General features: G+C 69.1%; 20 protein-coding genes. 7 read left to right on the top strand and 13 right to left on the bottom strand.

Annotated features, from left to right (window positions below):
* Window positions 1-66: 66 nt before the first annotated feature.
* Genes ACZ5IK_RS37940 through ACZ5IK_RS37905 form a run of 8 tightly spaced genes read right to left on the bottom strand, consistent with a single transcriptional unit; the run spans window position 67 to window position 6,599 of the window.
* On the bottom strand, window positions 67-315 hold the full coding sequence (locus ACZ5IK_RS37940; protein WP_465492083.1) for a hypothetical protein: 249 nt from the start codon (window positions 313-315) through the stop codon (window positions 67-69).
* Window positions 312-1,661: a TRAP transporter large permease subunit gene (locus ACZ5IK_RS37935; RefSeq protein ID WP_101607757.1), complete on the bottom strand. Its 1,350-nt coding sequence runs from the start codon at window positions 1,659-1,661 to the stop codon at window positions 312-314. Before ACZ5IK_RS37935 ends, ACZ5IK_RS37940 begins: the two co-directional genes overlap by 4 nt.
* Window positions 1,658-2,356, bottom strand: coding sequence for a molybdate ABC transporter substrate-binding protein (locus ACZ5IK_RS37930; protein WP_465492082.1), 699 nt, complete (start codon window positions 2,354-2,356; stop codon window positions 1,658-1,660). The genes ACZ5IK_RS37935 and ACZ5IK_RS37930 overlap by 4 nt, the downstream gene beginning before the upstream one ends.
* Window positions 2,353-3,000 (bottom strand): class II aldolase/adducin family protein, encoded by a 648-nt coding sequence (locus ACZ5IK_RS37925; RefSeq protein ID WP_465492081.1) that lies wholly within the window; start codon window positions 2,998-3,000, stop codon window positions 2,353-2,355. Before ACZ5IK_RS37925 ends, ACZ5IK_RS37930 begins: the two co-directional genes overlap by 4 nt.
* Entirely contained in the window at window positions 2,997-4,232 is a 1,236-nt protein-coding gene (gene otnK / locus ACZ5IK_RS37920; protein WP_465492080.1) for a 3-oxo-tetronate kinase, read from the bottom strand. Before otnK ends, ACZ5IK_RS37925 begins: the two co-directional genes overlap by 4 nt.
* Window positions 4,229-4,837 (bottom strand): hypothetical protein, encoded by a 609-nt coding sequence (locus ACZ5IK_RS37915; RefSeq protein WP_465492079.1) that lies wholly within the window; start codon window positions 4,835-4,837, stop codon window positions 4,229-4,231. The genes otnK and ACZ5IK_RS37915 overlap by 4 nt, the downstream gene beginning before the upstream one ends.
* Complete coding sequence (locus ACZ5IK_RS37910) at window positions 4,834-5,631, bottom strand: hydroxypyruvate isomerase family protein (protein WP_465492078.1); 798 nt, start codon at window positions 5,629-5,631, stop codon at window positions 4,834-4,836. The genes ACZ5IK_RS37915 and ACZ5IK_RS37910 overlap by 4 nt, the downstream gene beginning before the upstream one ends.
* Window positions 5,628-6,599 carry a phosphoglycerate dehydrogenase gene (locus ACZ5IK_RS37905; RefSeq protein ID WP_465492077.1) on the bottom strand — a complete coding sequence of 324 codons (972 nt, stop codon included), beginning with the start codon at window positions 6,597-6,599 and terminating at the stop codon, window positions 5,628-5,630. The genes ACZ5IK_RS37910 and ACZ5IK_RS37905 overlap by 4 nt, the downstream gene beginning before the upstream one ends.
* A 126-nt stretch (window positions 6,600-6,725) precedes the next feature.
* On the opposite strand from ACZ5IK_RS37905, the gene ACZ5IK_RS37900 reads away from it, so the two are divergent.
* On the top strand, window positions 6,726-7,433 hold the full coding sequence (locus tag ACZ5IK_RS37900) for a GntR family transcriptional regulator (protein ID WP_465492076.1): 708 nt from the start codon (window positions 6,726-6,728) through the stop codon (window positions 7,431-7,433).
* 135 nt (window positions 7,434-7,568) lie between these two features.
* Here the strand turns inward: ACZ5IK_RS37900 and rox are convergent, their stop codons facing one another.
* The gene (gene rox / locus ACZ5IK_RS37895) at window positions 7,569-9,047 is read right to left on the bottom strand and encodes a rifampin monooxygenase (protein WP_465492075.1); all 1,479 of its coding nucleotides are present in this window, start codon (window positions 9,045-9,047) and stop codon (window positions 7,569-7,571) included.
* 281 nt (window positions 9,048-9,328) lie between these two features.
* Between rox and ACZ5IK_RS37890 the strand changes: the two genes are divergently transcribed.
* On the top strand, window positions 9,329-10,177 hold the full coding sequence (locus ACZ5IK_RS37890) for an oxidoreductase (RefSeq protein WP_465492074.1): 849 nt from the start codon (window positions 9,329-9,331) through the stop codon (window positions 10,175-10,177).
* Window positions 10,177-10,770, top strand: a complete 594-nt coding sequence (locus tag ACZ5IK_RS37885; protein WP_465492073.1) for a TetR/AcrR family transcriptional regulator — start codon at window positions 10,177-10,179, stop codon at window positions 10,768-10,770. The genes ACZ5IK_RS37890 and ACZ5IK_RS37885 overlap by 1 nt, the downstream gene beginning before the upstream one ends.
* Here the strand turns inward: ACZ5IK_RS37885 and ACZ5IK_RS37880 are convergent.
* Complete coding sequence (locus ACZ5IK_RS37880) at window positions 10,748-11,836, bottom strand: epoxide hydrolase family protein (RefSeq protein ID WP_465492072.1); 1,089 nt, start codon at window positions 11,834-11,836, stop codon at window positions 10,748-10,750. The genes ACZ5IK_RS37885 and ACZ5IK_RS37880 overlap by 23 nt on opposite strands.
* Before the next feature lie 92 nt (window positions 11,837-11,928).
* Here ACZ5IK_RS37880 and ACZ5IK_RS37875 point away from each other — a divergent pair, with 92 nt between their 5' ends.
* Both ACZ5IK_RS37875 and ACZ5IK_RS37870 read left to right on the top strand, forming a co-directional pair.
* Complete coding sequence (locus ACZ5IK_RS37875) at window positions 11,929-12,402, top strand: MarR family winged helix-turn-helix transcriptional regulator (protein WP_465492071.1); 474 nt, start codon at window positions 11,929-11,931, stop codon at window positions 12,400-12,402.
* Window positions 12,403-12,510: 108 nt separating this feature from the next.
* The gene (locus ACZ5IK_RS37870) at window positions 12,511-13,731 is read left to right on the top strand and encodes a hypothetical protein (RefSeq protein WP_465492070.1); all 1,221 of its coding nucleotides are present in this window, start codon (window positions 12,511-12,513) and stop codon (window positions 13,729-13,731) included.
* 117 nt (window positions 13,732-13,848) lie between these two features.
* On the opposite strand, the gene ACZ5IK_RS37865 is transcribed toward ACZ5IK_RS37870, so the two are convergent.
* Window positions 13,849-14,340, bottom strand: coding sequence for a MarR family winged helix-turn-helix transcriptional regulator (locus ACZ5IK_RS37865; protein WP_465492069.1), 492 nt, complete (start codon window positions 14,338-14,340; stop codon window positions 13,849-13,851).
* A 41-nt stretch (window positions 14,341-14,381) separates the two neighbouring features.
* Here ACZ5IK_RS37865 and ACZ5IK_RS37860 point away from each other — a divergent pair, with 41 nt between their 5' ends.
* The gene (locus ACZ5IK_RS37860) at window positions 14,382-15,278 is read left to right on the top strand and encodes an alpha/beta hydrolase (protein WP_465492068.1); all 897 of its coding nucleotides are present in this window, start codon (window positions 14,382-14,384) and stop codon (window positions 15,276-15,278) included.
* A 189-nt stretch (window positions 15,279-15,467) separates the two neighbouring features.
* Here the strand turns inward: ACZ5IK_RS37860 and ACZ5IK_RS37855 are convergent, their stop codons facing one another.
* Window positions 15,468-15,980 carry a CGNR zinc finger domain-containing protein gene (locus ACZ5IK_RS37855; RefSeq protein WP_465492067.1) on the bottom strand — a complete coding sequence of 171 codons (513 nt, stop codon included), beginning with the start codon at window positions 15,978-15,980 and terminating at the stop codon, window positions 15,468-15,470.
* Between the two features lie 25 nt (window positions 15,981-16,005).
* Between ACZ5IK_RS37855 and ACZ5IK_RS37850 the strand changes: the two genes are divergently transcribed.
* Complete coding sequence (locus tag ACZ5IK_RS37850) at window positions 16,006-16,194, top strand: hypothetical protein (RefSeq protein ID WP_465492066.1); 189 nt, start codon at window positions 16,006-16,008, stop codon at window positions 16,192-16,194.
* On the opposite strand, the gene ACZ5IK_RS37845 is transcribed toward ACZ5IK_RS37850, so the two are convergent.
* Window positions 16,185-17,297: a tyrosine-type recombinase/integrase gene (locus tag ACZ5IK_RS37845; protein WP_465492065.1), complete on the bottom strand. Its 1,113-nt coding sequence runs from the start codon at window positions 17,295-17,297 to the stop codon at window positions 16,185-16,187. The two genes, ACZ5IK_RS37850 and ACZ5IK_RS37845, sit on opposite strands and share 10 nt — an antisense overlap.
* Window positions 17,298-17,318 lie beyond the last annotated feature (21 nt).

Genomic DNA, 17,318 nt, shown 5'->3' with positions numbered 1-17,318 from the left:
GACACTGCCGTGCAGCGTGGACAGTCGCTCGTCGTGGGCCAGATCCCGGATTCGGACGGTCGTGGCTCATTCTTCGGCGTCAGGCACGTTTTCCTTTCCTTCCGGCGTATAGAGCAAAAGGAACGCGAGAATCCCCGCGATTCCGGCGATGACGCAGACGTTGTCGGCGATATCGGTGCCGAACGCCGTCACGAGCGGTCCTGAGCCGACGATGATGCCGAGGGTTTGCCCGGCGACGACCACGCCGCCGCCGACGAGGAAGGCGAACAGGCAGACGCGGGTCGCGGCCAGCAGGATCCGGTACACGGTGATCACGCTCCAGGCAGCCACAGCACGCCGACGGCCATGAGCACGCCGAACAGCAGTGTGGGCAACAGGTAGTAGAGGACGACCGGGACGAAGATCCGTACCGGGTTGATCTCGGCGATGCCCGCCGCGACGTAGAGCGGTGCCGCGCCCGGCGGTGAGCATCCCTCCGACGACGCCCACACGAGGATGGCGGCGAAGGCGACGTGCGGAGGGATGCCGGCGGCGGTCAGCGCGGCGAACGCCACCGGGCCGACCGCGGCGACCGTGGACGTCGTGTTGAGCGGTCCCGCGACGAGCACGATGACGACGCCGACCACGATGGCTGCCACCAGCGGGGAGACTCCGGTGAGTCCTTCCAGGTAGGGCTTCAGCTGGTCGTCGAGGCCGAGCGTCTTGAGCACGTTCGACGCGGCGAACGCGGAGATCATCGTGACCCCGACCAGGCCGAGCTTGGGCCCGACCGCGCCGAACAGGTCCCACCACTGAGCCCGCCCCTTCGGCAGCAGTTTCCGTTCGACGAGCAGGCCGACCAGCAACATGACGATCGGCAGCCAGATGAGCAGCGGGATCGCGTCGGGAGCGTCGATGCCGATGCGGGCCGAGACGAAGTCCGCGGTCGGCGGAGCGGTGAGCAGGATCGGGACGGCGATCGAGCCGAGGACGACCAGGGACGGCCAGCCGACCTTGAACGACGCGCGCAGCGGATGGATGTCCTGCGGCTCCATCGCCTGGACGCCGCGGCGTTTGACGATGACGTAGGCCATGATCAGCCGCATCCCGACCATCCACGCGCCGGTGACGAAGATCGTCGCGACGATGTCGCCCGCGCCGAGCACCGGCATCACGGTCGGCGCGGCCAGGAGGATGAAGAACGCGCCGCTGAACGGGAAGGTGGCGCCGACACCGGCGTTCCCGGACAGTACGAGGGCCGCGGTCTCGCCGCTGGCCTTGGACCGCTTCATCCAGGGGATGGTGATCGACCCGACCGTGGCGACGATCGCGGCACCGTTGTGGGCGACCGCGCCGAACAGTCCGGAGGCGACGGTCGCCGCGTAGGCCGATCCACCCCGCCGTCGGCCCAGGAACGAGCTGAGGATGTCGACCATCCGCTGCACCAGCCCGGTCCTGGTGAGCAGTTCGCTGACGAAGACGAACGCCAGCGCGGCGAAGGTGATCTCGGATTTGAGCCCATCGACCAGGCTTTCCCAGGCGACGGTGAAGAAGTCCGTGCCCGCGAACGCGGCGGTGACGAGAAAGCCGACCACCATCGCTTCGCCGATGTTGCGTTTGAAGACCGCGTTCCACACGACGATGGCGGCGATGAACGCGATCAGCGCCAGGATCGCGTTCATCCGCGGGTCCGGGATGAGTGGTCGGTGACGAGACCGGCGTCGCGGTAGGCGGTCTTCGCCTCCGTTCCGGAGAGGAACCGCAGCAGGTCCGCGGCTTCGGGCGGGGCCGCGGGGCCGAGCGCGGCGGAGAGTTCGCTGTAGTGCTGAGCCCCGTCGGGGAGCGGGCCGATGATCCTCGCCTGCGGGACGAACTTCAGTTCGCTGATCTGCTGGACGGCGAGGTCGGCGCGGCCGTCGGTGACGGCGAGGGCGGTGAAGCCCTTCTCGACGATGGTGGCTCGCGCGTTCACCTCGTCGGCGACGCCCAGGTCCTGGATCAGCCGGGCGAAGTGGATGCCGCTCGCGCCGCTGCGTGAGTAGGCGACGGATCGCGCGGAGGTGAGGGCCGTGCGGAGCGCGTCCACCGTGCCGATGTCGGGACTGTCCAGTTCCGGTGCGGTGGCGATGCCGATCCCGCTCTTCGCCAGCACCACACGGGAATCGGCGGTGATCGCGCCCGCGGCCGCCAGTCCGGCGAAGGCGCTGGACACGGCGATCACGACGTCGGGCTGAGCGCCTTGGGTGATCTTCTCGACCAGGATGGTGGTGGGGTCGAACGTGACCTCGACCTCGACGCCGTGCTCCTTCGTGAACGCGTGCAGCAGCACGTCGTCGAGTGCCTTCTTGACGGAGAGGGCGCTGAACAGGGTGATCATGGGGTGTCCCTTCGAGCGGGTGGGGAGTGGAGGGCGTCGCGCCGGCGATCGGTCAGCGGACGGGTGGGGAGACCCTGCAGGAGCAGGAAGATCTCCGCGGTGTGCTCGAGTTCTTCGAGGGTGTCCAAGGCGGTGTCGAGGCTCGTCCCGGCGACCACCGGGCCGTGGTTGGCCAGCAGCAGCGCCGGATGGCCGACCGCGGCGCGGGCGATCGGCTCGCTGATGCCGGGGTCTCCTGGCGGGTGAAACGGGAGCAGGGGGAGGCGGCCGACCCGCATCGCGAAATACGCGGTCAGCGGCGGGATGGCGTCGTCCGGGTCGAGGCCGTCCAGGCACGAGACGGCGGCGGAATGTGTCGAGTGGGTGTGCACGACCGCGCTGTCGGACGGGCGTTGCCGCAGCACGATCGCGTGGAAGAAGGCTTCCTTCGACGGCGGTGGTCCGGCGAGGTGGTTTCCGTCGGCGTCGAGGAGCGACAGATCCCCCGGTCGCACGGTGCCGAGGCAGGCTCCGGTGGGCGTGACGAGGATCTGCTCGCCGTGGCGCACCGAAATGTTGCCCGTGCGGCCGTGGGTGAGCCCGCGGTCGTACAGCGATCGTGCCGCGGCGATGACGCGTTCGCGGTGGAGCCGGTCGGCGGTCACGAGGCGGACGCCGTCGCGAGGAGATCCGGAGCGCCGAAGTTGCCCGACTTGAGCAACAAGGCGGGATGTCGGTCGTCGACGGGGTGGATCCACGGCACACCCGGTGCGGCTTCCGACCCGATGACGCCGCCGCGGACGTCGAGTGCGGTGACGATCGCGCCGGAGGTCTCACCGCCGGCGGCCACGAGACGGCGCACACCGCGTCCGGCGAGGCCGAGGGCGATGAGCCCGGTCGCCTTCTCCAGTATCCCGGCCGACCGCTCGACGCCCAGTTCTTCTTGGGTGCGCCTGAGCTCCGCCGGACTCGACGACGAGTAGACGAGCGGTCCGGGTTCGGTCAAGGAGTCGTACCAGGCGAGTGCTTCCGCCGCGAGGGCGTCCGGATCCGGCGTCGCCACCGGGTCGAGCCGGTGTGCGGGACGGCCGAGCCGCAGCATGACGGCGACCTGCTCCAGCGTTCGCGCCGAGCAGCTTCCGGACAGCACCACGGCCGGACCCCCCGGTGCGTAGGTCTCCGTCGGCAGGGGAGTGGTGGAGGCACGCGCGGCGGCGAGGCCGGCCGCGAGACCCGCCGCGCCCGCGACGAGCGGCGCGTTCACCACGAGCCGGCCCAGGAGGCGGAGGTCGTCTTCGGTGAGCGCGTCGACGAGGACGTAGCCGCTCTTGCCGTCGATCGCTTCGCGCACGGCGGTTTCACCGCGCCGGACGACGTCGTGCGTGACGAGAGCGACCGGCGTGGTGGTCTGCGCCCGCAGCAGCCGAGGCAAGTGGGAGTCCGTCATCGGGGTCGCGGGATGGTCGCGCATGGGCGATTCGGCCAGCAGGGTGTCGCCGACGAAGAGGTGCCCCTGGTACTGCGTGCGCCCGTGCTCCGGCGAACTCGGCGTCATCACGGCACTGGCGGACGGCAGTGCCCGCGACAGTGCGTCGAGAACCGGGCCGATGTTGCCGTGTGGCGTCGAGTCGAAAGTGGAGCAGTACTTGAAGTAGATCTGCTCCGCGTTCCGGTTTCGCAGCCACCGCAACGCTTCCAAGGACGACGAGACCGCGTCCTCGGCAGGGATCGCGCGGCTCTTGAGCGCGATGACGATCGCGTCGTGTGGCGGAAGTACTTCGGTTTCGGGCGGGACACCGAAGAACAGCAGGGTGCGCAGTCCGCCACGGCGGAAGGCGACCGCGACGTCGGTCGCGCCGGTGAAGTCGTCGGCTATCGCGCCGAGGGTGCCGGTCATCCCCCGATCACCGCCTTCAGTCTCGCCGCCGCGCTGCGGGGCCCGGACACGACCGGCACGCCGAGTGCCGCGGCGAGTTCCTCCGCGGCCGGGGCGAGGGAGTATTGGGCGAGCAGGACGAGGTCCCAGCCGTCGGCCCGCGCTCGACAGGTTTCGACGAGGTTGTCCGGCGCGAGTACTCCGCCGACCTCGACGGTGTTTTCCTTGTCGCGTGCCGCCTGCTCGAAACGCGCGGTCGAGTCGCTCAGTGCCGAGGCCAGCGAGGCGACCACGAGGATCCTGCTGTGTCCGCTGGAAAGCGCGTTGTCGAAGGCCGCTTCGTCCGGGGCCAGGAGCGGGATCGGCGCGTCGACCTGCTTCGTGACTTCGCCGTAGAGCGAGCAGGTGAGCAGCACGCCGTCGGCGCCGCCGGTGACCGCGTAGTCGATGAGGCGGCGCATCCGGTCGTCCAGAGCCGGGGTCCGGCCGTCTTCGCCGACGTCGGCCAGCAGCCGGTCGTCGAGGATGTTCCAGGGCCGGGCCTGCGGGAATTCCGTCGCCAACGCGTCGACGGCGGGCGGGATCGCGGCCGGGGTGGCGCTGATCAGCGCGATGCGCGGGCTCATCGGAGTCGCTCCTTGATCCAGGCCAGTCCCGCTTCGGTGGTGGTGGCGGGCCCGTATTCGCAGCCGATCCACCCCGCGTAGCCCTCGGACTTCAAGGTGCCGAAGACGTCGGCCCAGGGGATGCCGCCGGTGCCGGGTTCGGCGCGGCCGGGCGAGTCGGCGATCTGCACGTGGGCGGTCCGGGGCAGGAACTCCCGCAGCGCCGAGACGACGTCTTCCTCGTCGATGGAGGCGTGGTAGACGTCGAAGAGCAGGTTCACGTGGTCTTGACCGATCGCGTCGGCCACCGCGGCCGCGTGTGCCTGGCCGTCGAGGACGAAACCCGGCGCGTCCTGTTTGTTCTGCGCCTCCAGCAGCAGCCGGACGCCGCTGCCGCGCGCCTGATCCGCCGCCCACGCGACGTTCGCGACGTACTGCGCGAAGGCACGGTCCCGGGAGACGCCGGCGGGCCGGATCCCCGCGGGCAGGTGCAGGAAGGAACTGCCCAGGGCCACCGCGTACTCCAGGCCGAGCTCCACTCCCGCGCGGAACTCGGCCGCGCGACCGGGCAGGCACGCGTAGCCGAGCCGCTCGGGGGAGCCGGGTTCGCCGGTGGGGGAGTTGACGAGGATCTGGGACAGGCCCGCGTCGGCGAGGCGCCGGACGAGTGTGGCGGCGGGGAAGGGATACGGCGAGGCGTACTCGACGGCGGTGAAACCTGCCGCCGCTGCCGCGTCGAAGCGCTGTTCGAAGGGGAGTTCCGTGAACAGCCACTTGAGGTTGGCGTCCAGGCGAAGTCCGTTGTGGAGGATCATCGGCGGTATCCGGGGTTGGCGAGGTTGCCGGGATCGCGGCCCTGGAGGACGTCGATCACCTGCTGGGCGGCCATCAGGCTGGACCGCGAACGGGCCTGTTCCGTGGCGGCTCCGATGTGTGCGGTGACCACGACGTTGTCGAGGCCGCGCAGCCTGCTGTCGAGTGGCAAGGGCTCCTCCGTGAGCACGTCCAGGGCCGCGCCCGCCAGCGCGCCGTTCTCCAGCGCGTCGGCGAGGGCCTCCTCGTCCACCACCTCTCCGCGCGCCGTGTTGATCAGGAAAGCCCCGGGCTTGACCTTCCGCAGCGCGGACGCGTCGATCAGGTGACGGGTGGAGTCGTCGAGGAAGATGTGCAGGCTGAGGAAGTCGGCCTCGGCCAGTACTTCGTCGAAGGTGCGGGCTTCGACGCCGGTCTCGGCCAGGAAGTCGTGGTCGGGGTAGGGATCGTGGGCGACGACCCGCATCCCGAGTGACAGCGCCAGCCGCGCGACGGTCTTGCCGATCGAACCCAGTCCGATCAGGCCGAGCACCGCGCCGTCGAGTTCCCGGCCGCTGCGCTGCTCCCATCGGCCGGCCTGGACGCTCGCGATGTTCTGCGGGATCAAGCGGGCGCAGTTGAGCATGAGGGCCAGGACGTGTTCGGCGACCGACCGGCGGTTGGCGCCGGGGGTGAACGTGACGGCCACGCCGGCGCGGGTCGCGGCGTCGAGGTCGATGTTGTCGTAGCCGACGCCGCAGCGGCCGAACACCTTCAGCCGGGTCGCGGCCTCGATGACGTCGGCGGTGAAGGCGTCGGTGCCCGCGACGATCCCGTCGGCGTCGCGGACGAGGTCGGCCAGGGGAGTGCCGGTGGCCTCGCGCTGCGCGGGGGTGGTGAAGGCGGTGTCGAAACCCGCATCCGAGAGCAGCTTGTCGACCTCGCCGCCGGGCTTCAGATACGAGGTCGTCACGAGTACGCGCATGGTCATCCGGTTCGTTTCTCCTGTTCGAAGCTGCCTGATGCAAATACTATAGGATCCATGTCAATAGTATAGTGAGGCAAGATCAAGGCCTCCGGACACGCGGGATATCGTGAGGCGACTAAGGAGGGACACATGGCTTCCCCGCGGAGGTCCGGACGGCAGCCGCTCGCCGACCGGATGTACGAGGTGCTGCTGGGCCAGTTCACCGACGGCCGATGGTCCGCGGGCGAGCCGGTCAACATCGGTGCGCTGTCACGGGAACTCGACGTCAGCCAGACGCCGCTCCGGGAGGCGCTGGCGCGGCTTGAGCACACCGGGCTCGTCCGCCGCGAGGCGCTCAAGGGCTACCGGGTCGCCCCGCTGCTCACCGAGTTCGAACTGATCAAGCTGATGGACGCCCGTCTGGTCCTCGAGCCCGCCCTCGCTTACGAAGCCGCCCGCCGGACGACGCCCGAGTTCCTGGGGGAGGTGCTGGAGAGCGTCGACGACCTCGCGCGCGCCGCCACTTCGCCGGACACCGCGGCCTTCAGCGCGTACTGGACGATCGACGAACGGTTCCACCTGCTCATCGCCGCGCAGGCGGACAACCCGTTCCTGGAGAAGGCCTACCGGTCGCTCGGTGGCCAGGTGCAGCGGTTCCGGTTCTTCGCGAAGCTCGGCTCGGCCAGGGGAGCGCCTGGGCTGGCGGCGGAGGAGCACCGCGCCGTCTACGAGGCGTTGGTGGCGGGGGAGGCGGACGAAGCGGCCGCCCGGATGCGGCGACACATCGAGAACGCGAAGCAGCGTGTCCTGGAGGACCGAAGGTCGGTCGAGGTCGCCGAACTGCCGTTGGGTCACTGAATCTTCTAAGTGTATAACGCCCTATACGTTGGGGCGACGTTCAAAAGCAGGAGTTGCCGACCCTGAAAAGATCTGCACTGACCGTGAATGCCTCCTTCCCTGCCTTGAGAGTAGGGAAGGAGGCATTCACGGACTTCAGTTGACGGGCTCGCCGAACCAGCGTGCGAGGTGGTCGTTCAGATCCTGCTGGTGCTCACCGATCCAGGCGATGTGTCCGTCGGGGCGGAGCAGAACAGCCGGAACCTCCAGTGCCGCGGTGGGATCCGCGAGGTGATCGACCCGGTCCGACCAGCCGCCGACGGCCAGGCGTTCGGTGCGGTCGAGCAACAGGCCTCGGCCGAGGTGGAGCCGATCGTACAGGCGGCCCTGCTTCACCTCGATGTCGCGCAGGCGGCGGCCGAGCAGGTCGGGGCCCTCGCCGAAGTCGTAGCGGATGCCGATCGCGGTGATCTTCTCGATCAGATGGCGGTTCACCTCGTCGAAGTCCATCAGCTCGGTGAGCAGCCTGCGCACGGCCTGCGGACCCGGTTCGATGGACGACAGTGCGATCTGGGCGCGGGTGTTGTCCAGTACGTCTTCGGCGACCGGGTGGCGTTCGGTCTGGTAGGTGTCCAGCAGGGTTTCCGGCGCCCAGCCGCGGATCTGCGCGGCCAGTTTCCAGCCGAGGTTGAACGCGTCCTGCACCCCCAGATTGAGGCCCTGACCGCCGGCGGGCGGGTGGATGTGCGCCGCGTCGCCCGCCAAGAGCACCCTCCCGACCCGATACTTCTCGGCCAGCCGGGTGGCATCGCCGAAGCGGGACAGCCAGCGCGGTGAGTGCACGCCGAAGTCGGTTCCGGCGATGGTGCGCAGCTCTCGTTTGAAATCGTCGAGGGTGGGTGGTTCCGCGCGATCCTCGCTGACTCCCGCAGCGGGGACGACGACGCGATAGACCCCTTCGCCGAAGGGGCCGAGGCTGAAAACCTTGTTGGTCTCACGGATTTCGGCCACCTTGGCCGCGATCTCCTCCTGCGGTACGCCGACGGCCATCTCGCCCATCAGTGTGTCGGTCCGCGAAGGCTCGCCGGGGAAGCCGACGCCGAGCAGTTTGCGCACCGTGCTCCGCCCGCCGTCACAGCCGACGAGGTACCGCGACCGCAGCCGCTCCCCGCCGGCCAGTTCGACGGTCACCCCGTCGTCGTCCTGCTCGAAACCGGTCAGCGCACAACCACGCCGGACCTGTGCGCCGAGTCCGATCGCGTGTTCTTCGAGCAGGTGATCGACGACCGGCTGCGGGATGCCCAGCAGGTAGGCGTGCGCGGAATCCAGGCCCTCGGGTTCGGGTTTGCCGATAGCGGCGAAGAAACCGGCGGCCGGACGCCTTCTCCCGCGTTCGAGGAAGCGCTCGAGCAGTCCGCGCATGGCCATCAGTTCGAGGCTGCGAATGTGCAGACCGACGATCCGGACGAACGACACGGGCTCGGTTTCCTTCTCCAGGACGAGTACCCGTACGTCGTGCAGCCGGAGTTCGGCGGCCAGCATCGCGCCGGTCGGCCCGCATCCGGCGATGATCACGTCGAATTCATCGGTCCCGGAGGCCGGTGACGGCTCGGGGGTGAACTGCTGAAGGTGCATAGGTGGCGCCTTTCGGGAGTGCCTGTTGTCGAGGCGCTCCCGGCGACACCTACGTCAATCGCCCGACCGTAACGCAAGAGGGAGCACCCACATCGATACTGCGTTCATGGGTCTCACCTCCTGGGGCGATGTCACGGTCGAGTGCAAGGTACAAGCCCGGGTTCGGCTCGTCCACCCCTTTTCTCCGGGCGCGTGACCATGGAATCTGCATGTCGCTGATAAAAATCGACATGGTGTAGACTTTGTACTCAGGAGATCGTTTCGAGTCCTCTGGAGGGGCGATGAGCAAGCAGAAGTGGCTGATCACCGGTGTCAGCACGGGCCTTGGGCGTGCCTTCGCTCAAGCCGCCTTGGCCGCCGGGCACACCGTCGTGGGAACGGTCCGGTCCCAGGAGGATCTGCGGGCCTTTGAAGAGCTCGAGCCCGGGGCCGCTCACGGCCGCATCTTGGACGTGACCGACGACGACGCCGTCTCGGCGGTGGTCGCCGAGGTCGAGCAGAGCGTCGGCCCGTTGGACGTTGTCATCGGCAACGCCGGCTACGGCGTGGAGGGCACTTTCGAGGAAACCCCGCTGGCCGAAGTGCGGCGGCAGTTCGAGGTGAACGTGTTCGGAGTGGTGGCCACCCTGCAGGCGGCGCTGCCTCACATGCGCGAGCGCCGCCGCGGGCATCTGATGGCCGTCACCTCGATGGGCGGGCTGATGGCGGTGCCCGGCATGTCCGCCTACTGCGGCAGCAAATTCGCGCTGGAAGGCATTCTCGAGGCGCTGGGCAAGGAGGTGGCGCAGTTCGGGATCCACGTGACGGCGATCGAGCCGGGTTCGTTCCGCACCGACTGGGCGGGGCGGTCCATGTCCCGTGCCACCCGGACGATCGACGACTACGACGAGCTGTTCACCCCCATCCGTGAAGCGCGGCAGAAGGCCAGTGGCAACCAGTTGGGCAATCCGGCGAAGGCCGGGGAGGCCCTCGTGCACATCACGTCGCTCGATCGGCCGCCGTCTCATCTGTTGCTGGGCTCGGACGCGCTGCGGCTGGTCACCGCCGCGCGCACGGCCGTGGACGAGGACATCCGGACGTGGGAGGCGCTCTCCCGGACGACCGACTTCGCCGAGGGTGCACAGCTCTGATGTCCAGGCGTACTGCCGAGCGCAAGGGCGATGTCCGGGAGCGGGCCATCCTGGACACCTGCGAAGTCCTGCTGGCACAAAAGGGTTATGAGGCGATGACCGTCGGGGATATCGCCCAGGGGGCCGGGATCACTCGTGGCGCCCTGTACTTCTACTTCGGCTCCAAGCAGGAAGTGGTCACCGCGCTGGTGGCCAGGACCGTCGAGCATCTGTGGGAACGGTCCCGCGTCGCCGCGGAGGCCGACGAGCCTGTCCAGGCCATCGCGGCGGCGATGCGGCGCACGGTCGAGCTGTGGAACGAGCATGGTCTTGTCATGCGGACCGCGATCGACCTGTCGTTGACCGTGCCGGAGATCGGCGAGCTGTGGAGCCGGACGGCCGACTTGTTCAGCGCGGCCATCACCGCTGTTCTGGAACGGGCCGGTGTCCGGGCCGGTGCCGAACCGGAACAGGCGTCGGCGATGGCGCGTGCCTTGTGCTGGATGATCGAGCGGACCTTCTATCACGCTTCGCAGGAGTCCCGCGAGAGCTTGCAGCGGGCGTCTTCGACCTGCGAGCACATCTGGATGGTCAGCGCGGGCCTGACAGCTTGAGGAAGAAGGCCCGGATGTCCTCGGCGAGCAGGTCCGGTACTTCCATCGCGGCGAAGTGGCCGCCGCGCTCGAATTCCGACCAGTGCCTGATGTCGTAGAGCCGCTCGGCCAGTGGCCGCACCGACTGCGTGATGTCGTGCGGGAACACCGCCACGCCGAGCGGTACGGGGCAAGGCGCGTTCCCTCGCTGGGTTTCGTGGTGCAGCCGTGCGGAGGAGGCGGCGGTGGCTGTCAGCCAGTACAGCGAGACGTCAGTGAGCATCCGGTCGTCGCTGACGGGGGAGTGAGGGTCCGTCCACTGTGCGAAGCGTTCGGCGATCCAGGCGAGTTGGCCGACAGGCGAGTCGGTCAGGGCGTAGCCGATGGTCTGCGGGGTGGCGGCCTGCAACGCCTGGTACGGCGGACGGTTCGCCATCAGGTGTTTGACCTTGTCCAGTCGCGCTTGGTCCACTTCGGACAGTTCGATGCCCGCGTCCGGGTCGGGCCGGGTCGGCAGGTAGTTGACGTGGACCCCGACGACGTGGTCCGGTGCCACCGTGCCGAGCGCGATCGAGATTCCCGAGCCGAAGTCGCCGCCCTGCGTGCCGTAGTGCTCGTATCCGAGGCGGTGCATCAGTTCGGCCCAGGCGCGGGCGATCCGGACGAGGTCCCAGCCGCGTTCCCGGGTCGGTCCGGAGAAGCCGTAGCCCGGGATGGACGGGATCACCAGGTGGAAGTCGCGTGACAGTGGCTCGATGACGTCGAGGAATTCCAGGAACGAACCGGGCCAGCCGTGGGTGAGGATCAGCGCGAGCGCGTCCGGGTTCGCGGACCGGACGTGGACGAAGTGGATGTTCTGGCCTTCGATCTCGGTGGTGAAGTGCGGAAGCTCGTTGAGCTCGGCTTCGTGGGCGCGCCAGTCGTAGCCGGTGCGCCAGTGGTCGGCGAGTTCTCTGAGTCGTGGCAGGGGGAAGCCGTAGTCCCAGCCCGCGTCGGCGATCTCGTTGGGCCAGCGGGTGCGGGCCAGCCGGTCGTTGAGGTCGTCGAGGTCGGCTTGGGGGATGTCGATGCGGAAGGGCTTGATCATGTCTCGGCTCCATAATGTTCGGGCACCAAACGTTTAGGTGACAAACGATAGCGCAATCGTTCGGTCGCCCAACGATTCGTTAGACTCGTCACATGGAGAACCCTTCGGAAGGGCCGGACGGCGGCTGGAAGAGCCTGCCCAGCTGGCTGCTCACGCAGACCGCGAACCACGCGCATCGCCTGGTGACCGATGGATTCTCCGCCGTCAACGCCCGGGGCTACCACTACCGCGTGCTGGCGACGTTGGAGGAGTCCGGTCCCGCCAGTCAGGCGACACTCGGCCGCCGGAGCGGGATCCACGTCAGCGAGATGGTCGCGACGATCAACGAGCTCGCCGAGCGTGAGCTGGTCGAACGCGCCCCGGATCCCGCCGACCGGCGGCGCAACGTCATCTCGCTGACCACCGCGGGTGAACAGCAGCTGCGGCTGCTGGAGAAACAGCTGGCCGAGCGTCAGGACGAACTGCTGGCACCGCTGTCGTCCGACGAGCGAGCGCGGTTCACCGAGCTGCTGTCGAGGCTGTTGGATCACCACGACCGGCGGAGCGGCGAGGACTGGACCGGGTAGCGAGGGAGGCTCGTGGGTGGCCCGCCTTGTGGCCTTCACCACGCCTTCCGTACTGCGAATCTTCGAGATCGAACGGCGAAATGACTTCACATTGTGGACACTCTGATCGTGCTCCGAGAAGTCGACGACCTTGATCAGCCCGCCGTTCCCGAAACGGCGCCCCGGCAGGGGCGCCCGGCGCGTGCGTTCGACAGAGTTCTCGACAGACTGGCCCGGTCGCCCTACCCGAAGGCGATCCTGCTGTATCTCGTGATCCGCACGGCCAGTGTCCAGCTGCTCGACCTGTTGGCTGACCGGCGTGGTGCGTCGCTGACCGATCGGCTGACCGCGTGGGACGGGCAGTGGTATCTGCGCCTGGCGGTGCACGGGTACGCCGATCTGCCGGGGACGCTGGACGCGGCGAGGCAGCCGTATTCGGACGCGCCGATGGCGTTCTTCCCGCTGTATCCGAAGTTGGTCGAGGCGGTGATGTGGCTCGGGCCCGACGTCGTCACCGCGGCGCTGACGGTCTCGGTGCTGGCCGGTCTGGTGCTGGCGTGCGGGTTGATCCGCATCGGACGGGCGGTGTCGCCGGAACGCGGCGACCGGACCGGGCTGCTGCTGGTGGCCTTGTGGGCCGGGGCGCCGATGGCGATCGTGTTCTCGATGGCCTACACGGAGGCGGTGTTCTGCGCGTTCGCGGTGTGGGCGCTGGTGGGAGTGCTGGAACGGCGATGGGTGCTGGCCGGGTTGTGCGCCTTCGGGGCGGGGCTGTCGAGGTCGACGGCGGTGGTGCTGGTCGCGGTGGTCGTCGTCGCGGCGTTGATCGCGGTCTTCCGGCGGGCCGAGGAGCGGCGGTGGGCGCTGGTGGGTGCGGTGATCGCGCCGCTGGGAGTGGTGGGGTACCTGGGGTTCGTCGCGTACCGGACGGGTAGCTGGACCGGTTGGCAGGACATCGAACTGCGGGGCTGGAACACCGAGTTCGATTTCGGGGTGGAGACCGCGGAGTCGGTGCTGGCCCGGTTGACCGGGGACGAGTCGGTGTTCAGCACGCTGACGGTGTTGTTCCTGCTGGGCGCGGTGGCGTTGGCGGTGGTGGCGGCGTGCATCCGGGTGCCGTGGCCGTTGACGCTGTACGGCGCCGGGGTGCTGATGCTGGCGATCGGGACGCGGGGGCTGCCGGACGCGAAGATCCGGTTCATCCTGCCCGCGTTCCCGGTGCTGATCCCGATCGCGATCGGGTTGGCGAAGCGGCGGACGGTCACGGCGGTCGCGGCCGCGGTGGCGTGGGTGGTTCTGGGCGCCTGGTTCTCGGCGCATGCCTTGACGGCGTGGCGGTACGCGATCTAGGCGCTGTCCTGTGAGTCTGCTCGATGGGCTTCGTGATCCAGGTGGTTCCTGGCGGTGCGGGCGGTTTTGCAGCGGCCGTTCGCGCCGCGGAGTGCGTCAACGCTCGGGCGCTCCGCTTCAGCCGGCGGGGGTGCCGATCCTGTCGTGTTCGAGCGCGATCAGGAGTTGCCGCAGTGCCTGCGCGGCGTCGTGCAGTTGCGCGGGGTCGAGGGCCGCGTGGATGAGCGTGCCGATGGCCGCGAACGTCTCATCCGCTTCGTGGACGAGTTGCGTGGCGGTGTCGGTGAGCTCCAGCAGTGAGGAGCGGCGGTCGGCGGGATCGGGAACGCGCCTGACCAAGCCGCGCCCTTCGAGGCGGTCGATTCCCTTGCTGGTCGCTCCGACGCCGATGGAGAAGAAGCCCGCGAGGTCCCCGACGCGTGCGTCCGGGCGGTCGCGCAGGTAGCGCAGGAACTCGTACTGCGAGGCCGTGATCCCGTGGCGGCGGCGCAGCCGGTCGTTGAGCGCGTTGTACAGGCGGGTCTCGCACCGCACCAGATCGCTGAAGAACGTCGCCGTCGCCGCCCTGTCACCCGTTTTGTATGCCTGGGCATATGTATTATCTTCCACGGCATGCAATTTACCCGCAGTGCGCCGAGGAGAAGATTTCAGTGAGCAAGGAACAGCGCGAAGCCATCGCCGCCCTGCTGGAGCAGGGCCCGCAGGGGTTCGATCCGCAGCCCGTCGAGCAGATGCGGGAGAACTTCGCCCGCATGATGGCCCAGTTCACCGTCCCGCAGGTGCGCACCACCGGCACCGAGCTGGGCGGGCGGCCCGCGGTCCTGGTCGAGCCGGAAGGCGAGCAGCGCCCGGGCACCATCCTGTACTTCCACGGCGGGTCGTTCTCCCTCGGCTCCCCGCAGACGGCGATGGGCCTGACCGCCGGCCTCGTCACCCGCACCGGGTACAGGGCCCTGTCGCTGGACTACCGGCTCGCGCCGGAACACCCTTTCCCCGCCGCGATCGAGGACTGCCTCGCCGCCTACCAGGTGCTACTGGACGACGGGGTCAGCGCGCAGTCCATCGCGTTCGCCGGCGACTCGGCCGGCGGCGGCCTGACCGTGACGACCACCCTCGCCGCGCGGAAGGCCGGACTGCCGGTGCCCGGCGCCATCGTCGCCTTCTCGCCCGGCCTGGACCACACCCGCACCGGCGCCACCATGACGACGAAGGCCGGGATCGACCCCTTCTTCACCCCCGAAGGCATGGCCCGCACCGGCGAGATGTACCTCGCCGGCCAGAACCCCCACCAGGAACTGCTCGCCCCGGCCGTCTTGGCCGATCTGACCGGCTTCCCTCCGCTGCTGCTGCAGGTCGGGACGAACGAACTGCTGCTGGACGACTCGGTGCGCCTGGCCCAACGTGCCCGCGACGCCGAGGTCGACGTCATCCTGGACGTCACGGCCGGCGTGCCACACGTCTTCCAGTCCTTCACCGGCCAGCTCGACGAATCCGACCAGGCCCTCGACCGCGCCACCCTCTTCCTCACCCAGCACCTCGACGCCTGAACCAGCGGGCCGACCCCGGCAGCGTCTAGGGCGTGTTTCATAAGTCTGTTCGATGGGCTTCGTGATCCAGGTGGTTCCTGACGGTGCGGGCGGATCGGCCTCGTACCGGGTCGTACTCGGCCGCATCCGCCCGTGCCGTCAGGGGCCGCCTGGGCGCGAAGACCGCGAACATGGCTTATGAAACACGCCCTAGCTCGCTTGCCGGGTGCGGTGGTCGGCGACGTGGACCCTGGTGGCGCAGCGGGTCGAGCAGAACCGGCGGCGTCCGTTGCGGGAGACGTCGACGTAGACCGTTTCGCAGCCTTCGCGTGAGCAGACGCCGAAGCGGTCCGGGGCGTCGCAGACGAGGTGCGCGAGCCCGCCCGCGGTGTAGGCCCGGACCCGGGAGGCGGTGCCGGCGTGCGCGTCGACGTAGTGCAGGTGGGGTGCTTTGCCGTCGTGGGTCGAGATGTACGGCTTGGACGCGGAATCGTGCAGCAGCGCGTTGACCAGGTCGACCCGCGCGTCCGGATCCGCTTCGAAGACGTTCCGGAGCCTGGCGGTCCAGGCGATGATCTCGGTCGATTCGGGTTCCCGGACGGCGGGGACGGTCATGCGGTCTTTGAAGATCGCGGTCAGCGTGGCCGGGCCGGCGGCCTCGCCCAGGTTGACCAGATCCGCGGCGATCTGCGCGGCCGCCCCGCCGTAAGGGTTGAAGTGCATTGACCCATTACAGCACGATCGGGGCATGGAATCGAACCTGTGCCCGCGGTGTGGGTGGCCGCTGGCGGAACTGCCCGGAAGCGCGACGAAGTCCCAGCGGGTCTCCCAAGGGAGGCTCGAGTACGTCCGGTGCCTGTGCGGGAGCTGGCTGGCGCGAATCGACGGTGTCGTGATCGGGGCGACGAAGTCCCAGCTGGGACAGGCTCAGCTTTGACGGTGGCGTGCGTCGGCGAGCAGTTGCGCGAGCGCGTGCACGGGGGAGGTCTCCAGCTTGTGCCGGTGGGCGTCGTAGCGGTCGCGGGTGGTGCGGATGTCGGCGTGGCCCAGCAGGTCCTGGACCTTCTGGACCGGGACGTCGTTGGCCAGCAACAGGGTTCCGGTGGTCCGCCGCGCCGTGTGCGGGGAGATGGTGTTCGCTTCGGTGAGTCCGGCTGCCTTGGCCTGTGCCCGTAGGAGGAACCAGACATCGCGTTGCGCCAACGGTCTTCCGCCGGTTTTGGTGCTGTCGTAGCGGTGGGGCATGGTCGCGAGCAACGGTCCGGTCAGTTCGTCGGGGCGGACGCCGGTGCGGGCCGCCCTCAGGTCGAGGTAGCGGCGCAGCGGGTGCAGGGCGGCGGGGACGAGCGGGACGAAGTCTCGGTGGCCGCCTTTGGCTGTGTAGCGCAGGATCGTGTGCCCGGCGTCGGTGTCGAGGTCGCGCACGGTGGCGGTGGTCAGGCCGGAGACGCGCAGGCCGGTGTAGAACAGGATCGCGACGACGGCGGCGTCGCGCCAGGACGCTTCGGTATCGTTGGCGCGGGCCCGGTTCTCCATGTGGTTCAGCAGTTTCGCCGTCGACTCGCCGCCGAGCGCGGGCAGCGGCGGGGTCTTGCCGGTCTTGGGCCGGTTGACCGCGGAGACCGGGTTGCGGTCGGCGATGTCGTTGGACTGCAGGTACCGGTACCAGCTGGAGATGCCGGCGAGGGTGCGCGCGACGGTGGAGTCGGCGGCGGGCCGGGGCAGGCCGTCCCTGCCGGTGACGGTGAGGGTGTTCTTCCAGGCGTCGACGTCGGCGCGCCGTGCCGTCAGCGGGTCGAGTCCCGTGCGGTCGCACCAGCCGAGCCAGGCGGCGAGGTCGGCGTAGTAGGCGCGGCGAGTGTGGTCGGTCTTGTCGGTTTCCAGCCAGAGCGTGGTGATGTGCCTGATGGCGTACCGGTCGAGCGGGTCGGCCGGGGGGAGCGCGGGCAGCAACGCGACGGCTTCGGCGAGGACCTGTCGCCGGTTCTCGGCCTTGGTCTCCGGCAGTTTCGGGGCTGCGGGCACGAGTTCGGCGGACATCACGATCATCCTAACGCAACG

The sequence above is a fragment of the Amycolatopsis sp. NPDC031561 genome, from assembly GCF_055580625.1.
The sequence above is the reverse complement of the archived record's forward strand: the minus strand, read 5'-3'. Positions and strand labels throughout refer to the sequence as shown.

Coding starts and splice junctions, on each gene's coding strand:
- ACZ5IK_RS37935 (WP_101607757.1), bottom strand. CDS start 1,661: ATGAACGCGATCCTGGCGCTGATCGCGTTCATCGCCGCCATCGTCGTG.
- ACZ5IK_RS37910 (WP_465492078.1), bottom strand. CDS start 5,631: ATGATCCTCCACAACGGACTTCGCCTGGACGCCAACCTCAAGTGGCTG.
- ACZ5IK_RS37855 (WP_465492067.1), bottom strand. CDS start 15,980: ATGCACTTCAACCCTTACGGCGGGGCGGCCGCGCAGATCGCCGCGGAT.
- otnK (WP_465492080.1), bottom strand. CDS start 4,232: ATGACCGGCACCCTCGGCGCGATAGCCGACGACTTCACCGGCGCGACC.
- ACZ5IK_RS37850 (WP_465492066.1), top strand. CDS start 16,006: ATGGAATCGAACCTGTGCCCGCGGTGTGGGTGGCCGCTGGCGGAACTG.
- ACZ5IK_RS37890 (WP_465492074.1), top strand. CDS start 9,329: ATGAGCAAGCAGAAGTGGCTGATCACCGGTGTCAGCACGGGCCTTGGG.
- ACZ5IK_RS37885 (WP_465492073.1), top strand. CDS start 10,177: ATGTCCAGGCGTACTGCCGAGCGCAAGGGCGATGTCCGGGAGCGGGCC.
- rox (WP_465492075.1), bottom strand. CDS start 9,047: ATGCACCTTCAGCAGTTCACCCCCGAGCCGTCACCGGCCTCCGGGACC.
- ACZ5IK_RS37845 (WP_465492065.1), bottom strand. CDS start 17,297: ATGTCCGCCGAACTCGTGCCCGCAGCCCCGAAACTGCCGGAGACCAAG.
- ACZ5IK_RS37915 (WP_465492079.1), bottom strand. CDS start 4,837: ATGAGCCCGCGCATCGCGCTGATCAGCGCCACCCCGGCCGCGATCCCG.
- ACZ5IK_RS37930 (WP_465492082.1), bottom strand. CDS start 2,356: ATGATCACCCTGTTCAGCGCCCTCTCCGTCAAGAAGGCACTCGACGAC.
- ACZ5IK_RS37905 (WP_465492077.1), bottom strand. CDS start 6,599: ATGACCATGCGCGTACTCGTGACGACCTCGTATCTGAAGCCCGGCGGC.
- ACZ5IK_RS37875 (WP_465492071.1), top strand. CDS start 11,929: ATGGAGAACCCTTCGGAAGGGCCGGACGGCGGCTGGAAGAGCCTGCCC.
- ACZ5IK_RS37880 (WP_465492072.1), bottom strand. CDS start 11,836: ATGATCAAGCCCTTCCGCATCGACATCCCCCAAGCCGACCTCGACGAC.
- ACZ5IK_RS37900 (WP_465492076.1), top strand. CDS start 6,726: ATGGCTTCCCCGCGGAGGTCCGGACGGCAGCCGCTCGCCGACCGGATG.